This is a genomic window from Bradyrhizobium sp. LA2.1, from assembly GCF_040547725.1.
Classification (GTDB): domain Bacteria; phylum Pseudomonadota; class Alphaproteobacteria; order Rhizobiales; family Xanthobacteraceae; genus Bradyrhizobium; species Bradyrhizobium barranii.
Genome location: NZ_JBEPQI010000010.1, coordinates 196,077 through 217,184, shown reverse-complemented (window position 1 = coordinate 217,184; position 21,108 = coordinate 196,077). Strand labels below are relative to the sequence as shown.

Below are 21,108 nucleotides of genomic sequence, written 5' to 3'. Positions count from 1 at the left end.
TTTGTCCCGTTCTGTATTGCGAGAATGACCCTCATGATGAGACCCGTCGGCAGGTTCGGCTACATCACGCGTCCCGAGGACAACATTCGCCCGGCGAATTCGGGGCGTCGGTCATGGATGTCGGCCGCGCTGTCGCTGGCGCTCGCTGTCGCCGTGCCGGCGTTTGCGTCTCCTGCTTCGGCGGAGAAGCTGACCATCTGGAGCGGGTGGCCTGATCTGGCTCCGTTCTACAAGCGCGTCGGCGACCAGCTGAAGAGCAAATACCCGGATCTCGAAATCAGCGTTGAGTCCATTGCGCTACGCGAGCACGAGAAGCGGCTGGCACTGTCGCTTCCATCGGGCGCGGCCGGGGACGTCATCGAGATGGAGGTCGAGGCGGCACGGTATCTCGAGGCCGGCCTCATCCCGGAGCCGCCGGCGTCGATCGTCGATTTCGTCAAAGCCAATTACGACATGACGCGCGTGAAGACCGCCATGTACGAGGGCAAGATCTTCGGTGTGCCGTTATTCCAGGGGCAGGGCGCGCTGTTCTACAACACCGAGATGTTCGCCAGGGCCGGCCTCGACGGTCCGCCCAAGACCATGGCCGACTACACCGCTTATGCGCAGAAGCTCGCGCAGCGCGATGCCTCCGGCGTGCCGACGGTGAGCGGATGGAGCTTGCGTCTCAGCGGCGGCGGTTCGGGCATCGCGGAGAAGTACTGGACCATTCTCTATAATCACGGCGGGACGCTGCTCGAGGAGAAGGGCGGAAAATGGCGCGCCGCCTATGCGAACGCAGCCGGCCGCGCCGCACTCAAGCAGTATCTCGACAACGTCGTGGTCTACCGTACCGTGACGCCCGAGATGAAGGCTGATGCGGAGGCCTTCGAGCTCGGCCAGACCGGGATGTTCATCCGGGAATCCTGGGTGATCGGCGACGTCGCCAAGAAGGCGCCCAATCTCAAATACGCCACGGCTCCACTGCCCAAGGGCACGCTGATGGTCCCGGTCGATCTCTACGTGCCGAACAAGGGACCCAAGAGCCAGATCGCCTGGGATTTCGTGCAAAAGGCCAACGAGCCGGAAAATCTGCTCTGGCTGCTCGAGAACACGGCCTGGGTCCCGAACCGCAAAGGCCTCGACTACTCCGCCGTGCTCAAGAAAATCCCGCAGCTCGACGCCTTCGTCAACACGCCGCCCGGCCACGTCTTCTTCACGGTCCCGGCGATCAGCCCTGCCAGCGAAATCCTCACCCGGCTCGCGGCGCGGCTGGAGAAGGCGTTCACCGACAAATCGCTGGCCGGCAACGACGCCGCGATCGATGCTTTCCTGAAGGCCGCGGCTGAGGAGAGCGACAAGATCCTGGCCCGGGAAGACCTGCTGGCCAAACCCTAGACTCCATCGACAGGGACCCACTCAATCCAGGCGCCGGCGGCTGACCGGCGCTTGCCGGAGGATACATGCGCACCACGCCGAAATGGCTGTTTCCAGTTCTGGCGTTGCTTCCGGTCCTCGGCCTCTATGGCTGCATCCGCGTCTATCCGATCATCGAGACGCTGCGGCTCAGCCTCTTCCAGTGGAATATCATCTCGCGGCGCAAGCCGTTCGTCGGTTTCGCCAACTTCGTCGAGCTGGCGAGCGACCCGCTGTTTCTCGAAGCGATCTTCAACACCACCATCATCGCCTTTAGCGTCGTAGCGATCACCATCCCCGTCGCGCTTGCGCTCGCCGCCTTGATCAACACCCGGCAGGGGCTGCGGCGCAGCGGCGTCTATGAGGCCTCGGTCTTCCTGCCGCACGTCGTCTCGCTGGTTCCGGCGGCGATGGCCTGGAAATGGATTTTCGACGCCCGGCTCGGACCGCTCAACGCCCTGATCGGCCTTGTCGGGATCCCGGCCCAGCCGTGGCTGTTCGACCCTGTCCTGTCGCTGGTGTGCCTGATCGTTCTCTGCTCCTGGCAGGCAATCGGCTATGCCGTCTTGATCTTCCTGGTCGGACTGAAGAACGTCCCGGAGGCGCTCTACGAGGCCGCGCGCCTCGACGGCGCCTCGTCGTTTCAGGCCTTCCGCCACATCGCCGTGCCGCTGCTAAAGCCTGTCATGCTGTACGTGTCGGTCATCACGCTGATCTCGTCCTACAACATCTATGCGCAGGCCTTCGTGCTGGCATCGGATGTCCAGGGTGCGCCGGGGCGTCTCGTCCGAGTCCTCGTCCTCGACATGCTTGAAAACAGCTTTCGTAACTACCGGGTCGGCTACGCTGCCGCCGAAGCCGTCGTACTGCTCGTCATCGTCCTCATTTTGACCAGCGCGCAGTTCAGGCTGTTCCGCGACAGGAGTCGCGCATGAGCGAGCACGAACGCGAGCATCCGTCCGTCGTTGGTCAGAACGGTGCCGTCGGCCTCGTGATCGACGCCGTTCTTGGCGTCGTCAGCCTGATGATGCTCCTGCCGCTGGTCTTCCTGATCAGCAACGCGTTCAAGACGCCGCCGGAGCTGCTGGCGTGGCCGCCGACCGTCATCCCGCACCAGCCGACGCTGGAGAACATCGTCAGCGTCCTGCGCGAAACGCCGCTGTTTCGCTGGATCGGCAACTCGCTGATCTTCGCGACACTCTCGACCGCGAGCATCGTCTCCACATCGGCGATCGCAGGTTATGTGCTCGGCAAGTTCGATCTACCGGGGATCCCGGTCATCTTCGGCGTGATCATCGCGACGGCGGTCGTTCCCTTCGAAGTCTACATGATCCCGCTCTATCTCAACGTCCAGTCCGCCGGACTGTTGAACACCTGGCCCGGGCTCCTGGTCGGCTATCTCATCATGAGTTTCGGCATCTTCCTGGTGCGGCAATATGTGATGACGTCGATCCCTGACGAGCTGCTGGAGGCTGCCCGGGTGGATGGCGCGGGGGAGCTCTGGATCTTCCTGCGGATCGTGCTGCCGCTGATGCGCGGCCCGTTGGGCGCTCTTGCCGTGCTGGCGTTCTTTCAGGCCTGGACTGCCTTCGCGTGGCCGCTCGTCGTCATGACCAACAAGGAGACCTATACGCTCGAGGTTGGGCTCGCCTTGTTTCAGACCGGCTTCACCGTGGACATCGGTCGCCTCAGCGCGGCCGCGGCGCTGGCGCTGGTTCCGAGCGCACTGTTCTTCTCGCTGATGCGTCGAAATTTCGTACGCGGCGTGGCCTCCAGCGGCTTGAAGGAGTGACGCCATGGCAGCATCGGAACAGGCGTTATTTTCCTAGCAAATCATCCGTCTCTTAATCGGCGGCTCTGTCGGAGCATCTCTAACCGATGAGTGGGCGACGATTACATTCGCCATCATCCAAGTCGGTCTAGCGCCATCGGCGGGATAATGGCCGCCTCCGTTGATTTTCCTGCGCATTTCGTAAAAAAGTCGGCCACGTTTACCGGGTTTCGTGCGGGTCGGTTCTGGGTGAACCTGGTACGGCAGGTCTGCGATCGAAACTTGAATTTAGCGCATTTCGTTCTGTTGGTGATAGTGTGATAACGCCAGTCATTCCCGGCGACCGACGGCAAGCGAATTCCATTCGCATCCTACCCGCTAGTCGCTGCGGTCTGCCAAGGTCAGCGTCTTGCTTCGCGTTGATAGGACGTGAGTAAAAAGTTCATAGGAAAGCAAGCCAGGCGGGAATGGATCGTGAGTTTCTTCGAGCGTCTAAAGACAGAAGCATCTGCTGAGTGGCGGGCCTACACCGAGCATCCCTTCACGAACGGATTGGCAGATGGCTCGCTCCCTGAAGCCGCATTTCGTCACTACCTTGCTCAGGACTATCTGTTCCTCATCGAGTTTGCGCGCGCCTATGCACTCTCGGTCTACAAGTCGCCCAAGCTTGCCGACATGCGTGAAGCTGCGGCCGGCCTGTCGGCCATCCTTGATGTCGAAATGAGCCTTCATGTGAAGCTGTGTGCCGGTTGGGGGCTATCCCCGAGTGACCTTGAACAAACTCCTCCGGCGGTCGAGATGCTGGCCTACACACGCTACGTGCTCGATGCCGGAATGCGCGGCGATCTGCTGGCACTCAAGGTGGCACTTGCCCCCTGCGTGATCGGGTACGCGGAGATCGCAACGCGGCTCGCCTCGCGACCCGATGCGGACGCTAGGACGAACTCCTATCGGATTTGGATCGACGAGTACGCTGGCGTGCCATACCAGGAGGTCGCGGCGAATGCGCGTGCGCATTTGGAGCATCTCGCCGATCTCTACGCCACGCCGGCTCGCGAGGCAGAACTGATTGCCATCTTCAAGGAAGCCACTCGGCTTGAGGCGGACTTCTGGGAAATGGGCTGGCGTGTGGGCCAGCGTGTTGAATAGCCCTTCGGCAATCGGTTGATTGCAGGGACTCGTTTGACGGCTGCTGCGCACGAGTTGCGGAGGCGCGTTGTTCTAGAGGAACGCAGTGCGCGGGATTGCTGGAGTAACGAAGCACACGGCCTGGAACAGGCGCGAAAGTCCTCGCCAACGATAGGCGAGATGCAGGATCGCTAAGTCATTAGTATTGTTCAGTCGTGTCCAGTGTTGGAGATGGAGATCCTAGCACGCCATCGCTCTTCAAACGTGTCAGGGCCCTCTTTCAGTGCCAACGCTTGTGCATCGAGAGGATTGCCGGGCTTGTTAGCAATGAGGATACCTGTAGCTTCTCCGCGAGAACCGGGTTGGGGACGCTGCTCTGTAGGCCATTCCAGCAATGCTTTCGACAGCATGGGTTTGCCCGCGTACCAGCATTTTCGTCCGTCGATTAAGCGGTAGGACCACCATTGCCCTTGCAGATTTGGCGGCATTGCGGCGCTGCATTGTTGCTTGGCATGCAGGCTGGTCATTTCGAGCGATGAGAGCGCAACAATGCCAACGGTTAAAGAAAACGCTTGAAGCGGTTTGCTCATGGGCGCGCTCAATTGCCGTGTTGCTGCAATCGACTTACAGCAACGATCAAAGCAGGCCGCTCGAGAACTTCCACCAACTCTTCAAGGATACGCGCGTGATCCCTGGGATGGGGCCGAAGAAATTCTTCCAATATGAGTTGCGCGTCGCTAATCGCTTCCAGGGCTAATTGCTGATCAGTCATAACTACTTACTCATCAATTAGTTGCGCTGAGAAAGTCAGCGAAGGGTGAGATCAAGTCAGCTTTGAGGAATATCCCCGCTCTTCTATTCACTTTTTATTTCAACTTTCGCGGTGTCACCTCGGTCAATGTGCGAAATGATCCCACTAAGGCGTGTCGCGAGCGTAAGGGATCCCGGCGACTAAATAATCCGCTGCTCGATCCTCCTTCTTCCGCGCATCACCACCTGTTTCCTATCTCGCGGCGGCCGGAAAAAATCTGTTTTGCTATACACCGCCGCGATCCATTGATCTTATTGAATTGTTCCCGACCAGCCTTTCTCACGAAGGGAGAGAGTGAAGCCCCGGCGCAAGAGCTAGGCCAGGGAAACCGTAAACTCGGAATGCCGTCGGGGGAACGTAGGTAGGCGGCTTCGCCGAGTAAGGCATTTGGGCGGCCAGCTATCTCCACCGCAACTCCACCTGGTCGGGCTGGATCCCGGAACACAGTGACTGTATCGACAAGGTCTCTGATGGCTTCTGCGGCTTCTGCGTCGCCGGCTGTGATACTTTTCCCCGATGCTTCTTCAAGCCGATTGAGTTGCTCCTCATATCGTTTCAGGACGGCGGGATGCAGCGCGACTTCCTTTGAGGCAGGCGGTTCGTTCTGCAACTCTTGGGATATCCTCTTTCGTTCGGCATCCAAGGCAGTCGATCGGGGTCGAGAATGGAAGGATCGCCATGTCCGTTTGCGATCGCATCCACCAGGCGCAAAGGCCATTTTCGAGCTCAGGGCTGAGATGGTCTCGCAAGGGAGAACTCGGATGCGCCGTCGGCGCGATATTGTCCTCGAACAGCCGGGGCAGCCAATTTTGCGTCTGGAAAGACGGAGAGCTACGTCAGGGTCAAGCTGATGACCACCGTGCCAATGGCAACAGCTCTAACGTCCTAGTACTCGCCGGACGCAAAGCATTCTGATTTCGTTAGTTTGGTGTAGTTGCTCAGCACTCGGGGGATCAATGGAGCCGAGAGTCTCGATACTAAACTTCGCTCCCAACTCTGACGCCATGCAGATGCAAATCTGCAAGCAAGCGTCCGTCGAAAAGCCGCCTTGCTGCGCGCAACCGTTCCGGCACGCTGAGAGAAACTGCGGTCGCCATTCTGCAGCCGTGGCGATTGTTATAAAATTGACAGCAGCTATCGTCAGAGCAGGGAGAAATGCGGACATTGCTTCGCTTCCCTTTTTTAGTTTTCTGAGGGGCCGCTCTAATTCGACTCCATCTTTTTCGCCTCTACCAATACCCAGCTATTTGCGTAGTTGTCCCCTGAAGCGGAACCACAAATGACCGATCAGTGATAGGACTATGGCGGTCAGAATTATCGGGAGCCAGATCGACGTGGTTATGATGAACAAGGATATGATCACCACACGTCCAAAGATCGATTCGCTGACCGGATTCTTAAGACGAGCGAAATAGGCGTAGATAATAAAGACGGTGGCCGGCACCATCCACGCGGCGACAACCACCAGTAACAGGTCAACAAGTTGGCTGGCATAATGGTGCATGAGCGCACCTCCTGACAGCGTCGGCGCGAATTGCTGTCACCGCTGCGAGAGATGCGGTGATTGTCGACGATAATTGGTCTTTGTTCGCGTTGGTGGGCATCTGCACCCTCGGCATCGCTGTCACGGCCGGTGCCCAAACTCTTGCGAGCCCGCAGCCTTCGATTCGCCTGAGCTAGGGCCTCTCAACGCGCACTCGTTGAGATTGCTCGGGCAAGGGCTCGTCCAATGCAATCATAACCATCGGCGGTGTTGTGCAATCCGTCCCACGTTACAAGCTCGCTTTGCGCAACTCCGGCATTGATCGAGTTACGCATCAGCGCAAAACGAGAGAATAGACCGACCCGTTCCTGCTTCGCGGCATCGGCGATGATGCCCTCCATCGTTGAGTAGCTAGCGGAAGCGAGCACCTGTGGCGCATATTGCAGATCCATCAGCACGACATCGGCAGACCCCGCCTTAAGTGCCCTTACCCCTTCAAGAACGCTTCTTTTGAGCCCTTGGTCCGGCCGGCCACCCCAGGCGACGTCATTAGTACCTAATTGCCAGATAACGAGATCAGGCGTGTGCGCGAAAACGTCACGCTCGAACCGCGCGATGTTGTTCGGAATCGTATCACCGACTCGACCGCTGTTGATGACCTCGATCGTTGCGTTGGATCTAAGCCTCGAGAGTTCTCGGCGCATCACCTGCGGATATGTGGCCGCGGACCGAAGTACCCAGAGCCCCACGGTCGACGATGATCCGATCGCGACAATCTTTAGCGGCTCACCAGATCTCAAACGCGCCGCCGTGCGGGGCAATTGTGCGCCCAGCGAAACATCCAAATTTGCAGCAAGGCATCTCTCGCCAGATGATGCCCCGTCCTGCGCTTGAGAGGGCGCTGTGCTCGACAAACCGACAATCACGGCAGCACCGATCGACGCTATTGTTCGAGCGGTTCGGCTTACGCATGGTAGAACAAATCGACCCATGTTCCCCAATAACTGGTGGATTCTCTCTTGACAACCCTTGGCGTCAAACGTCTGTTTTTGATTACAGATCGATTGAGGGGGCAGCGAGCAGCACGCATGAGTCCGGGGATAAGACAATGTGCGGCAAGCCTGTAGCGAAACGGTTGGTATTCCATATCGGTGGCTATGATCCAATCACGTCGCATGCCAGCGCGCAACGACGCTTTGTGCGCGAAATTGAGAGGTTCCAACGTACTTGGTCAGTGAAAGCGACCGTCGACGGTTCGCATGATACCGCCGACCAGATACAATGGAACGTGACGACAATCGGCCCCGATTGGCTCGTCGAAACCGATTACCGTCTGGTCCGATGGCACGATGTAATCGAGGTGTTCGGGGGTCGAAGCATCGGCTCACGCATTTCCATCGGCATTCTTGCGTTTCTGGATTTCGTATTGGCCGGCGCTCTTTGGCGTTACTTGCAGACCAATTGGCGCTACGCACTTTTCTTTCTCTATCCATTTGTCGCGTTCGGATTGCTCATCGCTGCCGCCTTTTTGATTGGCGTGGCTGCATTCAAGATCACCGGATCAATTCCCATTGCTACCGGTGGCGGCCTCTTCGGACTCGCAGCCGTGTTGGCGGGTCCGTGGCGCTGGCTGCACCTGGGCGACTTGTTCGACGATTGGATCTTTTCTTGCGAGTACATTCGATTCGGTAATTCGGAAATAGAGCAGAGGCTGGACAGGTTGGCCGCCGAGCTTGTGGTTGCGGCGAGCAACTCTGCCGCAGACGAAATTTTGGTCGTAGGGCACAGCCTTGGCGCCGTACTAGCGGTTGATCTACTTGATCGCGCCTTGAAGCTGGACCCTGCGCTCGGTCGGAAAAAGATTCCCGTCACATTCTTGAGCGTTGGATCTTCCATACTCAAGATCGGCCTGCACCCGAAGGCAGTGCGCTTTCGCGGGGCGGTGGAACGCGTCGCCAATTCCCGCGCGATCTTCTGGGGCGACTATCAGGCCCTCACCGACGTGTTGAATTTTTACAAATGCCGGCCAATGGCCGAAATGGGCTTGTCGACAGAAAACGAGGCGACCGTCAGGGTCGTGAAGATTAGTCGAATGCTTAACGACGACATGTATCAACGCATCCGCTTCAATTTCTTCCGCGTGCACTGCCAGTTCGTCAGCGGAAATGACAGGCGAACATCGTATGACTACTTCATGCTGACTTGCGGACCTATTTCAGCCAAATCCCAGACGCTCGCCCCGGATGGCGCTGTGTCGATGATCGCTGACGACGGAGGCCTTGTTGCGGGCGCGCCGGTGTCGGAAAGCGAACTGCTGGGAAATCCGGGCGCGGCAGCCTGATTCAAATGACGCCCACCATTTCAAAAGTCATCTTCGTTGCGTTGGTGATCGGCTGGTACCTCATACGCTATAAGTACGCGCGGCGTTCCCGCCGTGCGAGGGTTGTGCGGAGCGCTCGCGGCCCCCTGGAAACTGCGCTCCTGCTCATATCTCTTTCGGGCCTCGGACTTGTGCCGCTCGCCTACGTAGCGACAGGAATGCCTCGTTTCGCAGATCACAGTTTTTATCCCTGGTTGGCTTGGCTGGGGTCTTTCTTTGCGATTGCGGCTTTGGGCGTGTTTCACCTGACACACCGTGCACTCGGCCGGAATTGGTCGATAAGTCTCGACGTGCGGGAGAACCATGAGCTTGTGACGGAAGGGATTTACCGGAGAGTTCGACACCCGATGTATTCGGCATTTTGGCTGTGGGCCATCGCCCAGGCATTGCTGCTGCCGAATTGGATCGCCGGTTTTGCAGGCATTGCCGGCTTCGGGATTTTGTTCTTTGGCCGCGTTGCAAGAGAAGAGCGAATGATGTTGCAGACGTTTGGCGACAGCTATCGCGATTATATGGCGCGGACCGGTCGGGTCTTCCCGTGGATACTCTGAGGTAGGTCCCGGCACGTCTCGACCTGTGGTACCCACGAGACTGATTTGGAACCAGACGCCTCAATTTGCGTGCCATTTCCGCAACATACGGCAGAAAAAGCGGTCGGAACCGCGGACTCCCCGGTCTATTCGTTGGTGCCGTGGCGAGTGTCGGGTTATTCCTATGCGTGTCAGGTGAATCCAATCGTTCCGAACAATGGTGAGAACCGATGTTGAAATTCGTTGTCCTTGGAATCGCTTCTTTGGCTTTCGTGGGAACCGCAGCTGCTGCGGACCTGCCACGGCCTCAGCCGGTTGCCGTCGCGGCGCCGGTTGGCAAAGCTCCGATCGGCAAATATCCCGTGGGTAAGAGCCCCGTGGGCAAATACCCGGTCGCTGCCCCGGCTCCGTTGGTGACCAAGGGTTGATCTGACTATTCATTCGTACGCCAGCGGCGTTCGTTTGGGGTAGCAGATTACCTGTGGCATCGGATCTTGGATCCAAGAGGATTCGAAGATGGCGGAAGTGATTCGGAAGTATCCGGGTCTGGAGCTTCTTGCAAAGGCCGCCATGCTGGCGGCCTTTGTAGGCTTGGGGGCGGGGATCAGTAGCGCGCAACCAGTCGTGGCGCGTACCGACCAGCAGCAACGGGACGCTCTCCCCAGTTCGGCGACGAAGCATGCGGCGAGCATGGCTGCTGCTACGTCGGCGATATCCGATGTAAAGCCAGTTCGAAGAGCTGCCGCCACGGGTCCCTACTACGTTGATTTTCGTGCCCGCACGGCGGCAACGTACGGTCATGCATTCGTCTGGTACGGAAAGACGGGCGAAAAGCAGGTCGAGGTCGCTGGTCTGGCTCCGGCCGGCGACGAGGTGCCCTATATCCTGGGACACATCATGTTTGTCCCTTCTGAGACGGGGGCGACCTACGGTGATCTTGACGAGCAATATCTGACGGCCAGCTATCGCGTCTATTTGTCTGAGGCAGACGCCAAGAAGGTCTTTGCTTATATCAAGCGCCAGCAGGAGTCTTCGCCGCTCTGGAATGCAGCAACGACAAACTGTACTGCCTTTATCGGCCGCATAGCGACGTTCATGGGCCTCAACGCTCCGTTTCATCTGCTAAAGCCTGAGGAATACGTCAACAAACTCAGAGAGCTGAACGGGGGGCGAAAAACGGTGCAGCTTGAACCTGGTCGAGGCTAGAATCCTCGGATTGAGTTCATCCGGTTTTCCTTGCGTCAGGATGGGTGTGAGGTCTTCAAGAAATTCAAGCGAGCTTGTTCTTTGAGGATGCGGTTCGATACGACCAACATTCGTGCGCTGCCTCGCCTCGTTGATGAATAGGCCGCGATGGGAACGTCCGTGGAGCTGCGCTGCAAGGCAGCTCCACCTCAGCTTGGACATTGCTAAGCTCTTGTTGGAAACCGTTCTGAGGGTGAAGTCCTCCTTGGCGTAGTTGAGGAAGGTTCGCAGAACTTGTCGTCGCAGACGAAGATCACCGCTTAGGCAATGGTTCTGCGTCGAGGCCGAGCATCGACATCAATCGACCAGTGCACGTCGCGTACACGGCAGGATAATAGATGCTCTCCGCGCCGGATCGAGATCTGTACCATCAGCACGCTTGTCGCCGCCGATGTTGATTCGCGATCATGATCGCGGTGTAGCCGACCTTTGCGGCGGTCACGGCGCGTAAAGTTGCGTGTTGTCAAGTCGACAAGGGCTCTTTTAGCTTTGTGGAAATGGAAGAGGTGAGTTCACTTCGCTCCTATTTGAGCGCGGTGGATCAGACGCTTTTTTTGAGCTAAGCCGTCTGAGCCGCCTGGAACGGCGCGGGCGGCCGCTCTCTTTGCAGCATACTCAATGCCTGCAAGCTATCGCGCCGGTATTCGGGGGACGCGGATGCGGGTCCATATGATTGTTGCCGGCCTTATCCTAGCGATCATCGGGAAGGCCAGTGCCACGGTTGTCGATAAGGGAACCGACGCGCAAAAGTCTTGCGAGCTACTTGTCAAGAACTCGCTTCGCAATCAGGACGAAGCTCGGTCCGCAGGCGCATGTGAGGGAATGATCGAGACCGCGATGCTCTTTTCGCCAAATCTGCCCGCTGACGTGCGTGCATGCCCCCCCGCGCAAGGCAGCCCTTTGCAAAGTGCGAAGGTTTTTCTGCAGTATCTTGATAACAATCCGGATCGAGTGAATGAACCGGGGATCACCGTCGCGATCGAAGCATTCAGGGATGCTTGGCCCTGCCGTGGGGACGGTGCCGGAACTGGACCGAAAAAGCGTGCCCCAAAAAAATCCAATTAGAACGCGTATCTGTGGATACTGATACTAGCCTTACGGTCCGCGATGTTCGCGTCCGGCCTGATTGATTCGCAATGCACTACCGCCGAGGTGCGCGAACTGAACCGACACCTCCACGATCAGCACTCAACGCCTTATTGACGAGCGAAGCGAACCCTTGAGCCCCGATAAACAGCGGGGCATTGTGCCATCAACGCCCGGGCTGGAACAGCATGACAATCCCCTGCCGCGTCCTGATGATCTATCCGAAGTTCGTTCCGAATTCATTTTGGAACTATGCGGAGGCCTGCGAACTCGTCGGCGCGAAGTATCCAACGGCGCCACTCGGCCTGATCACCGTCGCCGCTATGTTGCCGAAGCATTGGGACATCCGGCTCGTCAACCGCAATACCGAGGCGTTGACAGATGCGGACCTCGACTGGGCCGATCTTGTGATGATCGGCGGTATGCTCAACCAGCAGCCGGATGCCATCTACCTGATCGATCTCGCCCACCTGCGCGGCAAGCCAGTATGTGTTGGTGGGCCGGACGTCTCCTCCAGCCCGCATCTTTACGCGGACGCGGACTTTCAGGTGATCGGCGAGGCCGAGCATGTCATCGAGCAGTTCATCGCCGCCTGGGAAAGCGGCGAACGCAAGGGCGTGTTCATCGCCGAGAAATTCACGATAGATGTCACGCTGAGCCCGATGCCTCGCTACGATCTGCTCAACTTCGATCACTATCTATACATCGGCTTGCAGTATTCGCGTGGCTGCCCGTTCACCTGCGAATTCTGCGATATTATCGAGCTGTATGGTCGCGTGCCGCGTACCAAGACCAACGATCAGATTCTCGCCGAGCTGCAGGCGCTCTACGATCACGGCTATCGCGGGCATGTCGATTTCGTCGACGACAATTTCATCGGCAACAAGAAGAACCTCCGCACCTTGATGCCGCGGCTCAAAGCCTGGCTGGAAGACCACGACTATCCATTCGAGTTCTCAACCGAAGCCTCGATCAACATCGCGGACGACAGCGAGCTGTTGCAGGCAATGAAGGATGCGAACTTCTTCGCGATCTTCGTCGGCATCGAGAGCCCGGATCCCGAGACGCTCGTGCAGATGAAGAAGAAGCAGAACACCAGGCGCAACATCGCCGAGTGCATTCACAAGATTTACGGCTACGGCATGTTCGTCACCGCTGGCTTCATCGTTGGGTTCGACAATGAAAAGGGCTCGATAGGACAGGCAATGGCCGACCTCATCGAGGAGGCGAGCATTCCAGTCTCCATCGTTGGACTGCTTTATGCGCTGCCTGGGACACAGCTTACACGGCGGTTGGCCGCGGAAGGCCGCTTGCACCAGGGCCATGACCTCATGAATGTCGAGCAGACGGGCGATCAGTGCACGCTCGGATGCAATTTCGATACTAAGCGTCCGCTTCGTGACATCCTTGCCGATTACAAGGCCGTGCTCGGGCACGTCTACAGTCCGGCAGCATATGCAGGACGGCTGTCGCGTCTCGCCGCCATGCTCGACCGGTCCGACCGACGCCGCGACCTGCCGGATGGCGACGTGCGCAAGAGGCTTGGCGGCATCGACAGCGTACACCAGATCATGCGGGCCCTGCCGAAGGTTCGCGAGCCGTTCTGGAAGACCTTCGTCGAAGTCGCGGAGACCAATCCGGGCGCGCTACGGTACATCGTGATGCTGATGGCGCTGTACATGCACCTCGGGCCGTTCTCGGAACGCGTGATCGGCGAGATTGACCGCCGCATTGCCGATTTGGACGATGTACCTCCACTAAGGGCTACGGCGGTCAGTCAAGTGCTACCTCCAGCGACGGTGTAGCCACAGCCACTGATCGGGATATTCGCGGATCCAGCCCTCGATGACCGACGTGACCGCTTGCATCGTTCCCTGAATGTCAATTTGTCCGACGGCATCGCGGACCGGCTTCACTTCTTCAGACAGTTCGCCACGAAAGCGCTGTCCGGGCAGACGGATGACGCGCACACCATGAATCGGGCACTCAATCTGCCGCAGCAGTCGGGCAAGCATCGGATTGGCCCTGGTCTTGCGGCCGAAGAAAGTAACCTCGACGCCGTTGGTCAGATACTGGTCGACCAGCATTCCAACGTGCTGGCCACTTTTAAGGGCCTCGGCAAGTCTTAAGGGCGCATCACGACCCGCTGGAATGAGCGTGCCCATTTTCACGGTGCGCATATCCTGGATGATGCGGTCGGCGGACGCGATGTTGGGTCGGCGATACAGGATCGCAGTATCCAACCCGTGCGCGACGGCTGCCAGGGCCGGAAGTTCCCAGTTAGCGAGATGACTCGCAAAGATCAGCGCCGGTTTGCCGTCGAGCCGCAGCTGCGTAAACAATTCATATGAGCGCCTGTCGATTTCAATGCTGCTAGCTTCGGGCCGTGCGGGATCGTAGTTCCAGATGTGATCAAGATGCGCGAATTCGGCGCCGACTCGACCGAGATTGTCCCAGACGCCTGCGAGAATGGTCTCAATCTCTGTAGGCGATTTTTCCGGAAATGCGGCGGTCAGATTGGCTCGACCGGTCTTTTGCTCCCGCATCATGGGCCCGATTGAGCGAGTGATCCGAGCGAATAAGTTGGCGGTCTTGGTTGGATCGAAACGGCGAGCGGCACGCAGTATTCCGATCGTCAACGCGCCCACCGCCGCTTGGCCCAGGGGCTTGGTCACGTCGCGAAGTTGGAGCCTGGTCCGCATTGCAACGACAACCTTGGCTTACAATTTCGGCTTCCACGGGCTTCAGCGCGCATCATCATGCCACCGATACGCGATGCGATCGAAGACACCGACGAGTTGCGCAGGGCGCGCCTCTCGAGTCCGCCTGCAACGGAAGATGAATCGTGCGGGTTCGATCGAGTGCTTCGCGCGTAACAATGAGCGTACTGAGGCGTGGGGTGCAGTCCAATCGCGACATCAGCTCCGAAGCCGATTGAGACGTGAGCAGCCGAAGCGATACTTCGGAGCTCGGGTCCTCGCTAGTTCTCAAGCCAGACACTCATGCCCGGCTCAAGGTCTGTCGACTCTCCCTTGGGATCGAGGCGCAGGCGCAGCGTGTTGCGGTCATGATCGCCAATGACACGCTCTGCCTGCCAGGTGGCAAAGAAAGCGTTTCGGGGCCGTCGGCGCAGCTTTTGCCCCAAAGGCGACATTCAACGTCTGGAGTGATTTCCAGCTTCTGTCTGATCTTCGGATGCTAGCCGGGGAAGTCGCGGAACTCCTTGACGAGATTGAACGGAATTTTCCACCCGGCGCCTCCCCCACGCATCAGCATCTTGATGTCTTCCGCCCTGTTCTCTTTTCCGGTTTTCGGATCGGTCTCCAGCGTGTGGCCTTGGCTGTCCCAAGGTTTGGTCGCGCTCTTCGAGTAGTAGCCGAGAAAATGGCCGGATTCATGGGCAGACGTGTTAGGCCCGCGTTGCGAGCTGATGAAGGCAAGGTCCAGCCCTCGAGCAAACGAGCCATTGGCAAGGCCGCCATTGGACCAAACCTTATCGACGCAGAAAATGGTTAGATGGGCGCCCTGAACTTTGTGTTTGACGAAGATGCCCTTCAGTTTTTCGACGTCGATCACATCGGGAAAGGTCGCCAGGCTCGCATCCTTCATGCCAGTCGCATTGGCGATCTCCTGTTTGATGGCAGCCTGCGAGTCGTCGATGACCAGCCAGTCGCTTGGCACCCGCTCGAAGCGGATGTTGGCCTGCGGCCTCCATATATTGTTCATCGTCAGCAATTCATCTTGCTCGTTGCAGGTCTTCTTGGCGTGAAACGCCGGAGCGCCGCCACTCCCCGGAACCATGACATTGCGGAACGCCACCTTGATCTTGATTTCCGGTAGCACCACGACATAGAGCTTGGCTTCGATCTTCCGGCCGGCCGACCGGGCCACCACCTCCAGGCCGGGAAAACCAATCGGCTTAATCCGGCCATTGATCTCGAAAAACCGTGCATCGCCATTGAAGGTGGCGGGAAGTGACGCCGCCCTGAGCTGCGGATCGATATCGGGTTTGGAGAAGGTTTCTCTAGCCTGCATGACGCGTCTAAGGGTATCGGCGCCATCGATCTCCTTGATCCCGAGGGCATGGGCGTTAGGATCGACTTTGAGCTTTCTTCCGGGATCGATCAGCGCCACGATGTTGGAGCCGCCGAACGGCACCACCATGCCCGGCGGGCTGCGGCGCTCATCGATGCCGGAGCGGCGGAAAACCTCTTGAAAGGCGGCCATGTCTGGTTCTCCTGTCTCAGTTCGGTCCGTCAACGCGAAATTTTGCGCGCGGAAATGAGAGCCTCCTTCGGCGGCGGGAAGACAATCTGGCCGGCCCCCGCGGCGAGACGCAGAAAATTTCGGCGGCGAAGTTTCATGGCCAGTTCCTCCGCAACAATTTGGCATGGACGGCAATAGGCGTAGCCTACCCCGCTTTCCGGAGAGCGCGGAAGGCCAATCAATGTCCGCTAATGGCCCTGTTGAGGGCGCCCGCACCTCGTCTTTGAACTTCCCCGACCGCTCACGTCACTACTAGTCATAGCCGTGGTGGGAGCCGACGCTCCCTCCAGTGCTTAGCTTTGGGCAGGCCACGCCAGCAACGGGAGAAATTGCCATGGGACGCGCGCCGCAGCCACTGCCGCAATACACGCCGCCGGGTCCGGTGGAACAGATGCCGAATATGGCGACGCAACCGCAGTGCTCGCCGCTTGCCAAGGTTCACAGCGCCGCCGTCTTTCCCTACGTGGCCAATGAAGTCGCGACGTCTCGCACCGAGGTCGGCCATCTCGGTGTGGACGTCAGTCTGGTCCCGCCGGCCGGCATCTGCCAATATCTCATCATCTGGGATTTCGGCGTCGACTGGCGGCATCTCAAGAACATCGCCAAGCGCGATCCGCTGTTGGCAGCGCAGCTCATCCGATTCGAGACCGACAAGTCGTTGCAGTTCCAGATCGTCGGATACAGCGACAGCACCGGCGGCGAACGGAACAACAGCTTCCTGCGCACGGGCCGGGCCAAGAACGTCTTTCACCTGTTCGGCCCAAGCGCCCGCTCGCGCGTTTTCTCCGTCAAGCCCGCTTCACTCTACGAGTATCTGAAGGACAACACGACTGTGATGAACAGGGCCGCCAATCGCGCTGTGGTCGTCGAAGTCTTCGGCGGCGGCGGCGTGACGATCTAGCCACCTTCCACAACGCGAACGGAGGGGCGGGCGGCTCCTATTAGTGCAGTACAGCGTTTCAGCGCTTGCGGGGCCTGGCCGGACCACTATTGCTCGACCACGGAAGGGAGGTAGGTCATGCCACTGACTGAAGGCGACGTCCTGGACACACTCAGTGACTCGGTAGCGCTTGGCATCGAGTTCTACGTCGACAAGATCCATATCAAGGGCGAATACTTGACGACAGTTCGCGATCACATTCGTGCCGGCAATATATTGGTGAAGGGCGGCACTCAGGATCTCGCCTTCTACGATCAGGTTACGGATGTTCTGTTGACGCAGAAGAAAGCGCCGCCCGTAAATGATAGCGATCGGGCGCTGCTCCTGCATGAGTGCGTCCACGCCATGATCGACGTCTATGATCCTGACGGCGCTGTTACGCGCCACATGGGCGAACTGGCGGCCTACCTCACTCAAACCACATATAGCGTTCGCAAGAATCCCTCGTCTAACCGCAACGGCACCGCCCCCTGGGACAAATTCTGGGGCGACCTCTACGCCACGGTGCGCGCCAATAAGCTCGACACCAGCGCGGGCAACGGCGTCCGGATCCCGTCGGCGACGCTCGAAAATCTGCGCCGGCAGCTCGCAGCGCTGCCTTTTGTGAACTATGGAGATTTCACAAAAGAAGCGACGGGCGTATCGGATGGGCTGACCCGCAGGAACTTATTTCTGTCGAGCGATGAACCTGTGTCCATGCGATCATCGAGCGTTTCCCACGAAACTTATGTTGATCCGAGCGACGACTATTTGGTGCGCACCCTGATGGAGGCCTACGCGAGCGCCGATGTTAAAGGGTATGGCAACCGACTGCGCCGGCTACGTCGTGATTTTCTCTATTGCTCGCTGTCTCGCGCCCATGAGCTCCGGAAGAGGTTTTCGGTGCGGAAGCGTGGAGACCGGCTCTCCGAACTGTTTCACGATCGCCTGTCGCATGGCGGCCGCGCAATTCTTCTCCGTGTGCTTGCGCTGCGAAGCTGACCAGCACGCAAGTCGGAAAAATACTCTTGAGAGGAAGAATGCGCGACCGCACCGCGTCGAATGCTCGGCGTGTCGGTGCTTCAGTTAAGTAGACTCCCGATCACTCCCTTGCAGCGGATTCTAGTCCAGGTGCCTTGCGCGCAGATCTTGAAGGTCCTTTTTCAATGCCACAAGATCCAGCCCGCGAGGAAAAGTGAGGCGTCCAGAGCGGATCACGAGCCGGACGTACGGATAGCGCTCCTCGGCAAGCATCGGAAAACTGATTTTGTATTTGTGCCAATCTTCAACGATGTGTGCCTGTTGCTCGACGTTGTAGGAGTCCCAGGAATCGCCCGGCGTGTACTCGTAACCGGAACCGATTGTCTGCGCCCAGAAGGAGCGCGCCATCGTCCAGTTTGAATCGTTGAACGCCTGCCACACATGGGTCATCTCGTGCACGAAGAGGTCGCAAATGCGACCGAAGTCGTCGCACAAGAGACCGAAGGTGGGGCTGGGCGATGCCAGGTTACTGAACGCGACACTGCCAAGATTGATGGCATACCGCATGCTCGGCACCATGGGATTGCTTCCCCTGAAGAACGGTCCATCGTTCGTCCACGGTCTTCCGCCTGCTCCCAGGCCATTGGTAATCGCAATTGTCTCCCACGGCGGCAGCGTCGGGCCAAAAACGTTGCGCGCGAAATCCCGTTCGCTCACGTCCAGCACGCGCGCGAAGTCGGGTCGGCTTCCTTCACATTCCGGCGGGGTCGGAGCCGCTGGGGTGGGCGCAACCGGTGGAGTGGGCGCAATCGGCGGGGGAGGCGGCGTACCTGGCGGCAGATAGATGAATCCCCCTCGCCATCCACCTCTCCCGCCCGTCGTACCGGAGGAAAACGCGAAATTCTGGCGATCAGGCGACATCGCGCGGCAGCCTACATACTCGGCCAGGTACCAGTTGACCTGGCGTGTGGCTTGTTGGAAATCGCGCTGCTTGACGAGCTTGATGCCCGGAAAATTGAACTCGACGAGGTCCCAGGGGTCGATGCCGATCCGCTTGGCGAGGGATATCCAGGTCTCGCCTGCCGTCACCGCATGCCGGATTCCCGCGGGCGGTACATAGCTTTCGACGACGGGCTTCAACGGCCTTTCCTGGTTCGGCAATGTAAGACCTCCCCCGCTGATTCCTGCGGAACTACGCGTTCTCGCCGCCAATACTTATTCGTCGCCGCTACCTCGAGGCGGTTCGATGGTTCCATTCAGTCGGGCCACCAACGGGCAGTGGCAAATTGAAGAGCCCCATTCGTAGATTGGAGGCGTAGACACGGAGCAATGTCGAACGAGCGATATCCGCTTTAGCGCCGGCCTTTTGACTTCGAGCCGAGCAGATCATGCGTGCCGCTGATGCTCACGGTTCCGGAGCACTCGAAACCGCCGAAAATTCCGCAGGAGCCGGTGACTGTGACACGCAAGTCTTTGCGCTGGTACATGTCGACCGAAATGCCCACGCGCGAAAAATCGTTCGCGCTGTTCGGCAGGATCAGATCGATGTGCTCCGCGGCCCATTGCGGTATATGCTTGTTGCTCTTCCAGAACAGCTCATTGCCGGCGTGATGCACGAAGTTCGGCCCGACCGTAAGGGCGCCGTCCACGCCTTCGAATACGAAGCCTGTTTCGTCGATGTGCACGTTCACCCGATCAGGTGCTACGGCGAAATGCAACGAGGTGATGTCCTGGGGCTGCGGGTCCTTGCCGAATTGCGAGCTGTAGGCGTCGCTCCATTGTCCGCGGTCGCGCCCGAGCCCGAAGCCGTGGCGGCCCGGGAGATCCCGCGTTGAGAGCGGCCTGTCCGACAGCTTTGGGCGCCAGATCTCCCGAAACCCCTTGCCGATCGTTGCCGCCATCGACAGATCGAGGGCCCAATGCGACGCTTTCTCCGGGCTTTGCCCTTCGGCGAAGGCGTCGAATCCGTCCGTCGTCTTGGCAATGCGCAGCTTCTTGATCAGCTCTTCCCAGTCCTTGGGCAGGAAGGTGACGCCGTCGAGCGTGGTCGTCGCGGCAGCGACACCATACTTCTCGAGCTGGTGTCGGATGTAGGGCTTCTCGTCATAAAGGCGCACATCCGGATTGGGGCCGGCAAAATAATTCTTCAAATCGATCTGCGGCCGCAGCATGGTCAGTCGCGCCGCGATCTTCCGGTAAGTGTCGGTCGTCGTCGGATCGGTCGTCGTCATGGGGCGCACTCCGAGGCAATCCTCGCCCCAAATTGGTCTCGCCCGGACGGGTTCGGGTTCAATGCCGGCTCGTTCGATCAAGCTGCCGCCCGGCCCAGGTTATTCGAATTCCTGTCGCGCCGGTGCAATGACTGTTTGAACCTGCTGATCGGAAACGGCGACCACCAACCGTGGGGTAGTGCGAACAACGAGGACGATCAAATGTCACTGCGAAGCAGGGTGTTGGACGTACTCCATGGCCCGGCGGTCGCACGCATGCGCTTCCGGTTTCCGATCCGCGGCAGCCATGTGACGATTGCGCCGCAAACGTTCCATCACGTCGCCCGTGCGATCCGGTTGGGGCAGGTCACCGTCAGACCTCCGACGGATCTCGCGGCAGGCGTTGCTGCACAATACAACGATGTCGCGAGAACCAGGGCGGACGGCACGGCGGTTGCGGCGAACACGCTCGAGGTCGTGTCGGCAGCGGGGCGGATGGACGAGGCCTATATCGTCCACGAGAGCCTGCATGCGGCATACGATCTGTTGCGTACAGGCCTTGATGCCAATGCCGAAGAGGCGTCTGCCTACGTCTGCACGGCGCTCTATTGCCGCATGACAGGCCTGCCCCGCCCTAGCTGGGCCAACGGGCCGATCTACGCCAATGCCGCAGAGGTCGCCCGAACGCTGCTGTCCCAGTATCAGAAGGGCGATCCCGGGATTCCCTGGGTCGGCGAGCATGAATGGAAGATGCTGCGCGCAGGTGTTGGCCTTGATCCGGTCTATGCCAGCGGACCCGGCGGTATTCTCACGGGATGGCTTCTCGGCCAGCAATATACCCACGACGGCTAGAGTGCCTGGGGCCGCATCCGTTGCAGGAAATGGCAGGAGCTTCCAACTCCT

Annotated in this window: 21 protein-coding genes; 13 read left to right on the top strand and 8 right to left on the bottom strand. The window is 58.9% G+C overall.

The window, feature by feature from the left end:
* Positions 1-33 precede the first annotated feature (33 nt).
* The 4 genes from ABIB95_RS21470 (at position 34) to tenA (ending at position 4,315) form a co-directional block, all read left to right on the top strand.
* Entirely contained in the window at positions 34-1,377 is a 1,344-nt protein-coding gene (locus ABIB95_RS21470; protein ID WP_354241899.1) for an ABC transporter substrate-binding protein, read from the top strand.
* Positions 1,378-1,442: 65 nt separating this feature from the next.
* On the top strand, positions 1,443-2,330 hold the full coding sequence (locus ABIB95_RS21465; RefSeq protein ID WP_354241896.1) for a carbohydrate ABC transporter permease: 888 nt from the start codon (positions 1,443-1,445) through the stop codon (positions 2,328-2,330).
* Complete coding sequence (locus tag ABIB95_RS21460) at positions 2,327-3,187, top strand: carbohydrate ABC transporter permease (RefSeq protein WP_063981793.1); 861 nt, start codon at positions 2,327-2,329, stop codon at positions 3,185-3,187. Before ABIB95_RS21465 ends, ABIB95_RS21460 begins: the two co-directional genes overlap by 4 nt.
* A gap of 453 nt (positions 3,188-3,640) precedes the next feature.
* On the top strand, positions 3,641-4,315 hold the full coding sequence (tenA, locus tag ABIB95_RS21455) for a thiaminase II (protein WP_063986180.1): 675 nt from the start codon (positions 3,641-3,643) through the stop codon (positions 4,313-4,315).
* A gap of 188 nt (positions 4,316-4,503) precedes the next feature.
* On the opposite strand, the gene ABIB95_RS21450 is transcribed toward tenA, so the two are convergent.
* The 4 genes from ABIB95_RS21450 to ABIB95_RS21435 all read right to left on the bottom strand — a co-directional run bounded on the left by ABIB95_RS21450 (position 4,504) and on the right by ABIB95_RS21435 (position 7,433).
* The gene (locus ABIB95_RS21450; protein ID WP_354241893.1) at positions 4,504-4,884 is read right to left on the bottom strand and encodes a hypothetical protein; all 381 of its coding nucleotides are present in this window, start codon (positions 4,882-4,884) and stop codon (positions 4,504-4,506) included.
* Between the two features lie 8 nt (positions 4,885-4,892).
* On the bottom strand, positions 4,893-5,066 hold the full coding sequence (locus ABIB95_RS21445; protein ID WP_247303764.1) for a hypothetical protein: 174 nt from the start codon (positions 5,064-5,066) through the stop codon (positions 4,893-4,895).
* A 1,282-nt stretch (positions 5,067-6,348) separates the two neighbouring features.
* Complete coding sequence (locus ABIB95_RS21440; RefSeq protein WP_354076944.1) at positions 6,349-6,609, bottom strand: hypothetical protein; 261 nt, start codon at positions 6,607-6,609, stop codon at positions 6,349-6,351.
* Positions 6,610-6,791: 182 nt separating this feature from the next.
* Positions 6,792-7,433, bottom strand: a complete 642-nt coding sequence (locus ABIB95_RS21435) for an SGNH/GDSL hydrolase family protein (RefSeq protein ID WP_247344867.1) — start codon at positions 7,431-7,433, stop codon at positions 6,792-6,794.
* A 263-nt stretch (positions 7,434-7,696) separates the two neighbouring features.
* Here ABIB95_RS21435 and ABIB95_RS21430 point away from each other — a divergent pair, with 263 nt between their 5' ends.
* From ABIB95_RS21430 to ABIB95_RS21410, 6 genes are all read left to right on the top strand, one after another.
* Positions 7,697-8,929, top strand: a complete 1,233-nt coding sequence (locus ABIB95_RS21430) for a hypothetical protein (protein WP_247303758.1) — start codon at positions 7,697-7,699, stop codon at positions 8,927-8,929.
* A gap of 5 nt (positions 8,930-8,934) precedes the next feature.
* Entirely contained in the window at positions 8,935-9,519 is a 585-nt protein-coding gene (locus ABIB95_RS21425) for a protein-S-isoprenylcysteine O-methyltransferase (protein ID WP_208088033.1), read from the top strand.
* Positions 9,520-9,728: 209 nt separating this feature from the next.
* Positions 9,729-9,926, top strand: coding sequence for a hypothetical protein (locus tag ABIB95_RS47380; RefSeq protein WP_071911340.1), 198 nt, complete (start codon positions 9,729-9,731; stop codon positions 9,924-9,926).
* An 88-nt stretch (positions 9,927-10,014) separates the two neighbouring features.
* Positions 10,015-10,704, top strand: coding sequence for a hypothetical protein (locus ABIB95_RS21420; RefSeq protein WP_071911341.1), 690 nt, complete (start codon positions 10,015-10,017; stop codon positions 10,702-10,704).
* Positions 10,705-11,400: 696 nt separating this feature from the next.
* Complete coding sequence (locus ABIB95_RS21415; RefSeq protein ID WP_071911343.1) at positions 11,401-11,808, top strand: Rap1a/Tai family immunity protein; 408 nt, start codon at positions 11,401-11,403, stop codon at positions 11,806-11,808.
* Positions 11,809-12,017: 209 nt separating this feature from the next.
* Positions 12,018-13,634 carry a B12-binding domain-containing radical SAM protein gene (locus ABIB95_RS21410; RefSeq protein ID WP_354241886.1) on the top strand — a complete coding sequence of 539 codons (1,617 nt, stop codon included), beginning with the start codon at positions 12,018-12,020 and terminating at the stop codon, positions 13,632-13,634.
* On the opposite strand, the gene ABIB95_RS21405 is transcribed toward ABIB95_RS21410, so the two are convergent.
* Together ABIB95_RS21405 and ABIB95_RS21400 are read right to left on the bottom strand one after the other, a co-directional pair.
* Positions 13,614-14,531, bottom strand: a complete 918-nt coding sequence (locus tag ABIB95_RS21405) for a lipid A biosynthesis lauroyl acyltransferase (protein WP_354241884.1) — start codon at positions 14,529-14,531, stop codon at positions 13,614-13,616. The two genes, ABIB95_RS21410 and ABIB95_RS21405, sit on opposite strands and share 21 nt — an antisense overlap.
* Positions 14,532-15,027: 496 nt before the next feature.
* On the bottom strand, positions 15,028-16,056 hold the full coding sequence (locus ABIB95_RS21400) for a hypothetical protein (protein WP_354241881.1): 1,029 nt from the start codon (positions 16,054-16,056) through the stop codon (positions 15,028-15,030).
* A gap of 373 nt (positions 16,057-16,429) precedes the next feature.
* On the opposite strand from ABIB95_RS21400, the gene ABIB95_RS21395 reads away from it, so the two are divergent.
* Positions 16,430-16,996 carry an OmpA family protein gene (locus ABIB95_RS21395; protein WP_354241878.1) on the top strand — a complete coding sequence of 189 codons (567 nt, stop codon included), beginning with the start codon at positions 16,430-16,432 and terminating at the stop codon, positions 16,994-16,996.
* Positions 16,997-17,113: 117 nt separating this feature from the next.
* On the top strand, positions 17,114-18,016 hold the full coding sequence (locus ABIB95_RS21390; protein ID WP_354241876.1) for a hypothetical protein: 903 nt from the start codon (positions 17,114-17,116) through the stop codon (positions 18,014-18,016).
* A gap of 120 nt (positions 18,017-18,136) precedes the next feature.
* Here ABIB95_RS21390 and ABIB95_RS21385 read toward each other — a convergent pair whose 3' ends face one another.
* Complete coding sequence (locus ABIB95_RS21385; RefSeq protein WP_354241873.1) at positions 18,137-19,135, bottom strand: hypothetical protein; 999 nt, start codon at positions 19,133-19,135, stop codon at positions 18,137-18,139.
* 212 nt (positions 19,136-19,347) lie between these two features.
* Positions 19,348-20,226, bottom strand: a complete 879-nt coding sequence (locus ABIB95_RS21380) for a hypothetical protein (RefSeq protein ID WP_167770483.1) — start codon at positions 20,224-20,226, stop codon at positions 19,348-19,350.
* A 201-nt stretch (positions 20,227-20,427) separates the two neighbouring features.
* On the opposite strand from ABIB95_RS21380, the gene ABIB95_RS21375 reads away from it, so the two are divergent.
* A complete protein-coding gene (locus tag ABIB95_RS21375) occupies positions 20,428-21,057 on the top strand; it encodes a hypothetical protein (protein WP_354241870.1) in 630 nt (209 codons plus the stop codon).
* Positions 21,058-21,108 lie beyond the last annotated feature (51 nt).

Bases quoted from the DNA above. Each gene is read 5' to 3' on its own strand.
- ABIB95_RS21470 (WP_354241899.1), top strand. From the start codon at position 34: ATGATGAGACCCGTCGGCAGGTTCGGCTACATCACGCGTCCCGAGGAC.
- ABIB95_RS21465 (WP_354241896.1), top strand. From the start codon at position 1,443: ATGCGCACCACGCCGAAATGGCTGTTTCCAGTTCTGGCGTTGCTTCCG.
- ABIB95_RS21460 (WP_063981793.1), top strand. From the start codon at position 2,327: ATGAGCGAGCACGAACGCGAGCATCCGTCCGTCGTTGGTCAGAACGGT.
- ABIB95_RS21450 (WP_354241893.1), bottom strand. From the start codon at position 4,884: ATGAGCAAACCGCTTCAAGCGTTTTCTTTAACCGTTGGCATTGTTGCG.
- ABIB95_RS21445 (WP_247303764.1), bottom strand. From the start codon at position 5,066: ATGACTGATCAGCAATTAGCCCTGGAAGCGATTAGCGACGCGCAACTC.
- ABIB95_RS21440 (WP_354076944.1), bottom strand. From the start codon at position 6,609: ATGCACCATTATGCCAGCCAACTTGTTGACCTGTTACTGGTGGTTGTC.
- ABIB95_RS21430 (WP_247303758.1), top strand. From the start codon at position 7,697: ATGTGCGGCAAGCCTGTAGCGAAACGGTTGGTATTCCATATCGGTGGC.
- ABIB95_RS21425 (WP_208088033.1), top strand. From the start codon at position 8,935: ATGACGCCCACCATTTCAAAAGTCATCTTCGTTGCGTTGGTGATCGGC.
- ABIB95_RS47380 (WP_071911340.1), top strand. From the start codon at position 9,729: ATGTTGAAATTCGTTGTCCTTGGAATCGCTTCTTTGGCTTTCGTGGGA.
- ABIB95_RS21420 (WP_071911341.1), top strand. From the start codon at position 10,015: ATGGCGGAAGTGATTCGGAAGTATCCGGGTCTGGAGCTTCTTGCAAAG.
- ABIB95_RS21415 (WP_071911343.1), top strand. From the start codon at position 11,401: ATGCGGGTCCATATGATTGTTGCCGGCCTTATCCTAGCGATCATCGGG.
- ABIB95_RS21410 (WP_354241886.1), top strand. From the start codon at position 12,018: ATGACAATCCCCTGCCGCGTCCTGATGATCTATCCGAAGTTCGTTCCG.
- ABIB95_RS21405 (WP_354241884.1), bottom strand. From the start codon at position 14,531: ATGCGGACCAGGCTCCAACTTCGCGACGTGACCAAGCCCCTGGGCCAA.
- ABIB95_RS21400 (WP_354241881.1), bottom strand. From the start codon at position 16,056: ATGGCCGCCTTTCAAGAGGTTTTCCGCCGCTCCGGCATCGATGAGCGC.
- ABIB95_RS21395 (WP_354241878.1), top strand. From the start codon at position 16,430: ATGGGACGCGCGCCGCAGCCACTGCCGCAATACACGCCGCCGGGTCCG.
- ABIB95_RS21390 (WP_354241876.1), top strand. From the start codon at position 17,114: ATGCCACTGACTGAAGGCGACGTCCTGGACACACTCAGTGACTCGGTA.
- ABIB95_RS21380 (WP_167770483.1), bottom strand. From the start codon at position 20,226: ATGACGACGACCGATCCGACGACGACCGACACTTACCGGAAGATCGCG.
- ABIB95_RS21375 (WP_354241870.1), top strand. From the start codon at position 20,428: ATGTCACTGCGAAGCAGGGTGTTGGACGTACTCCATGGCCCGGCGGTC.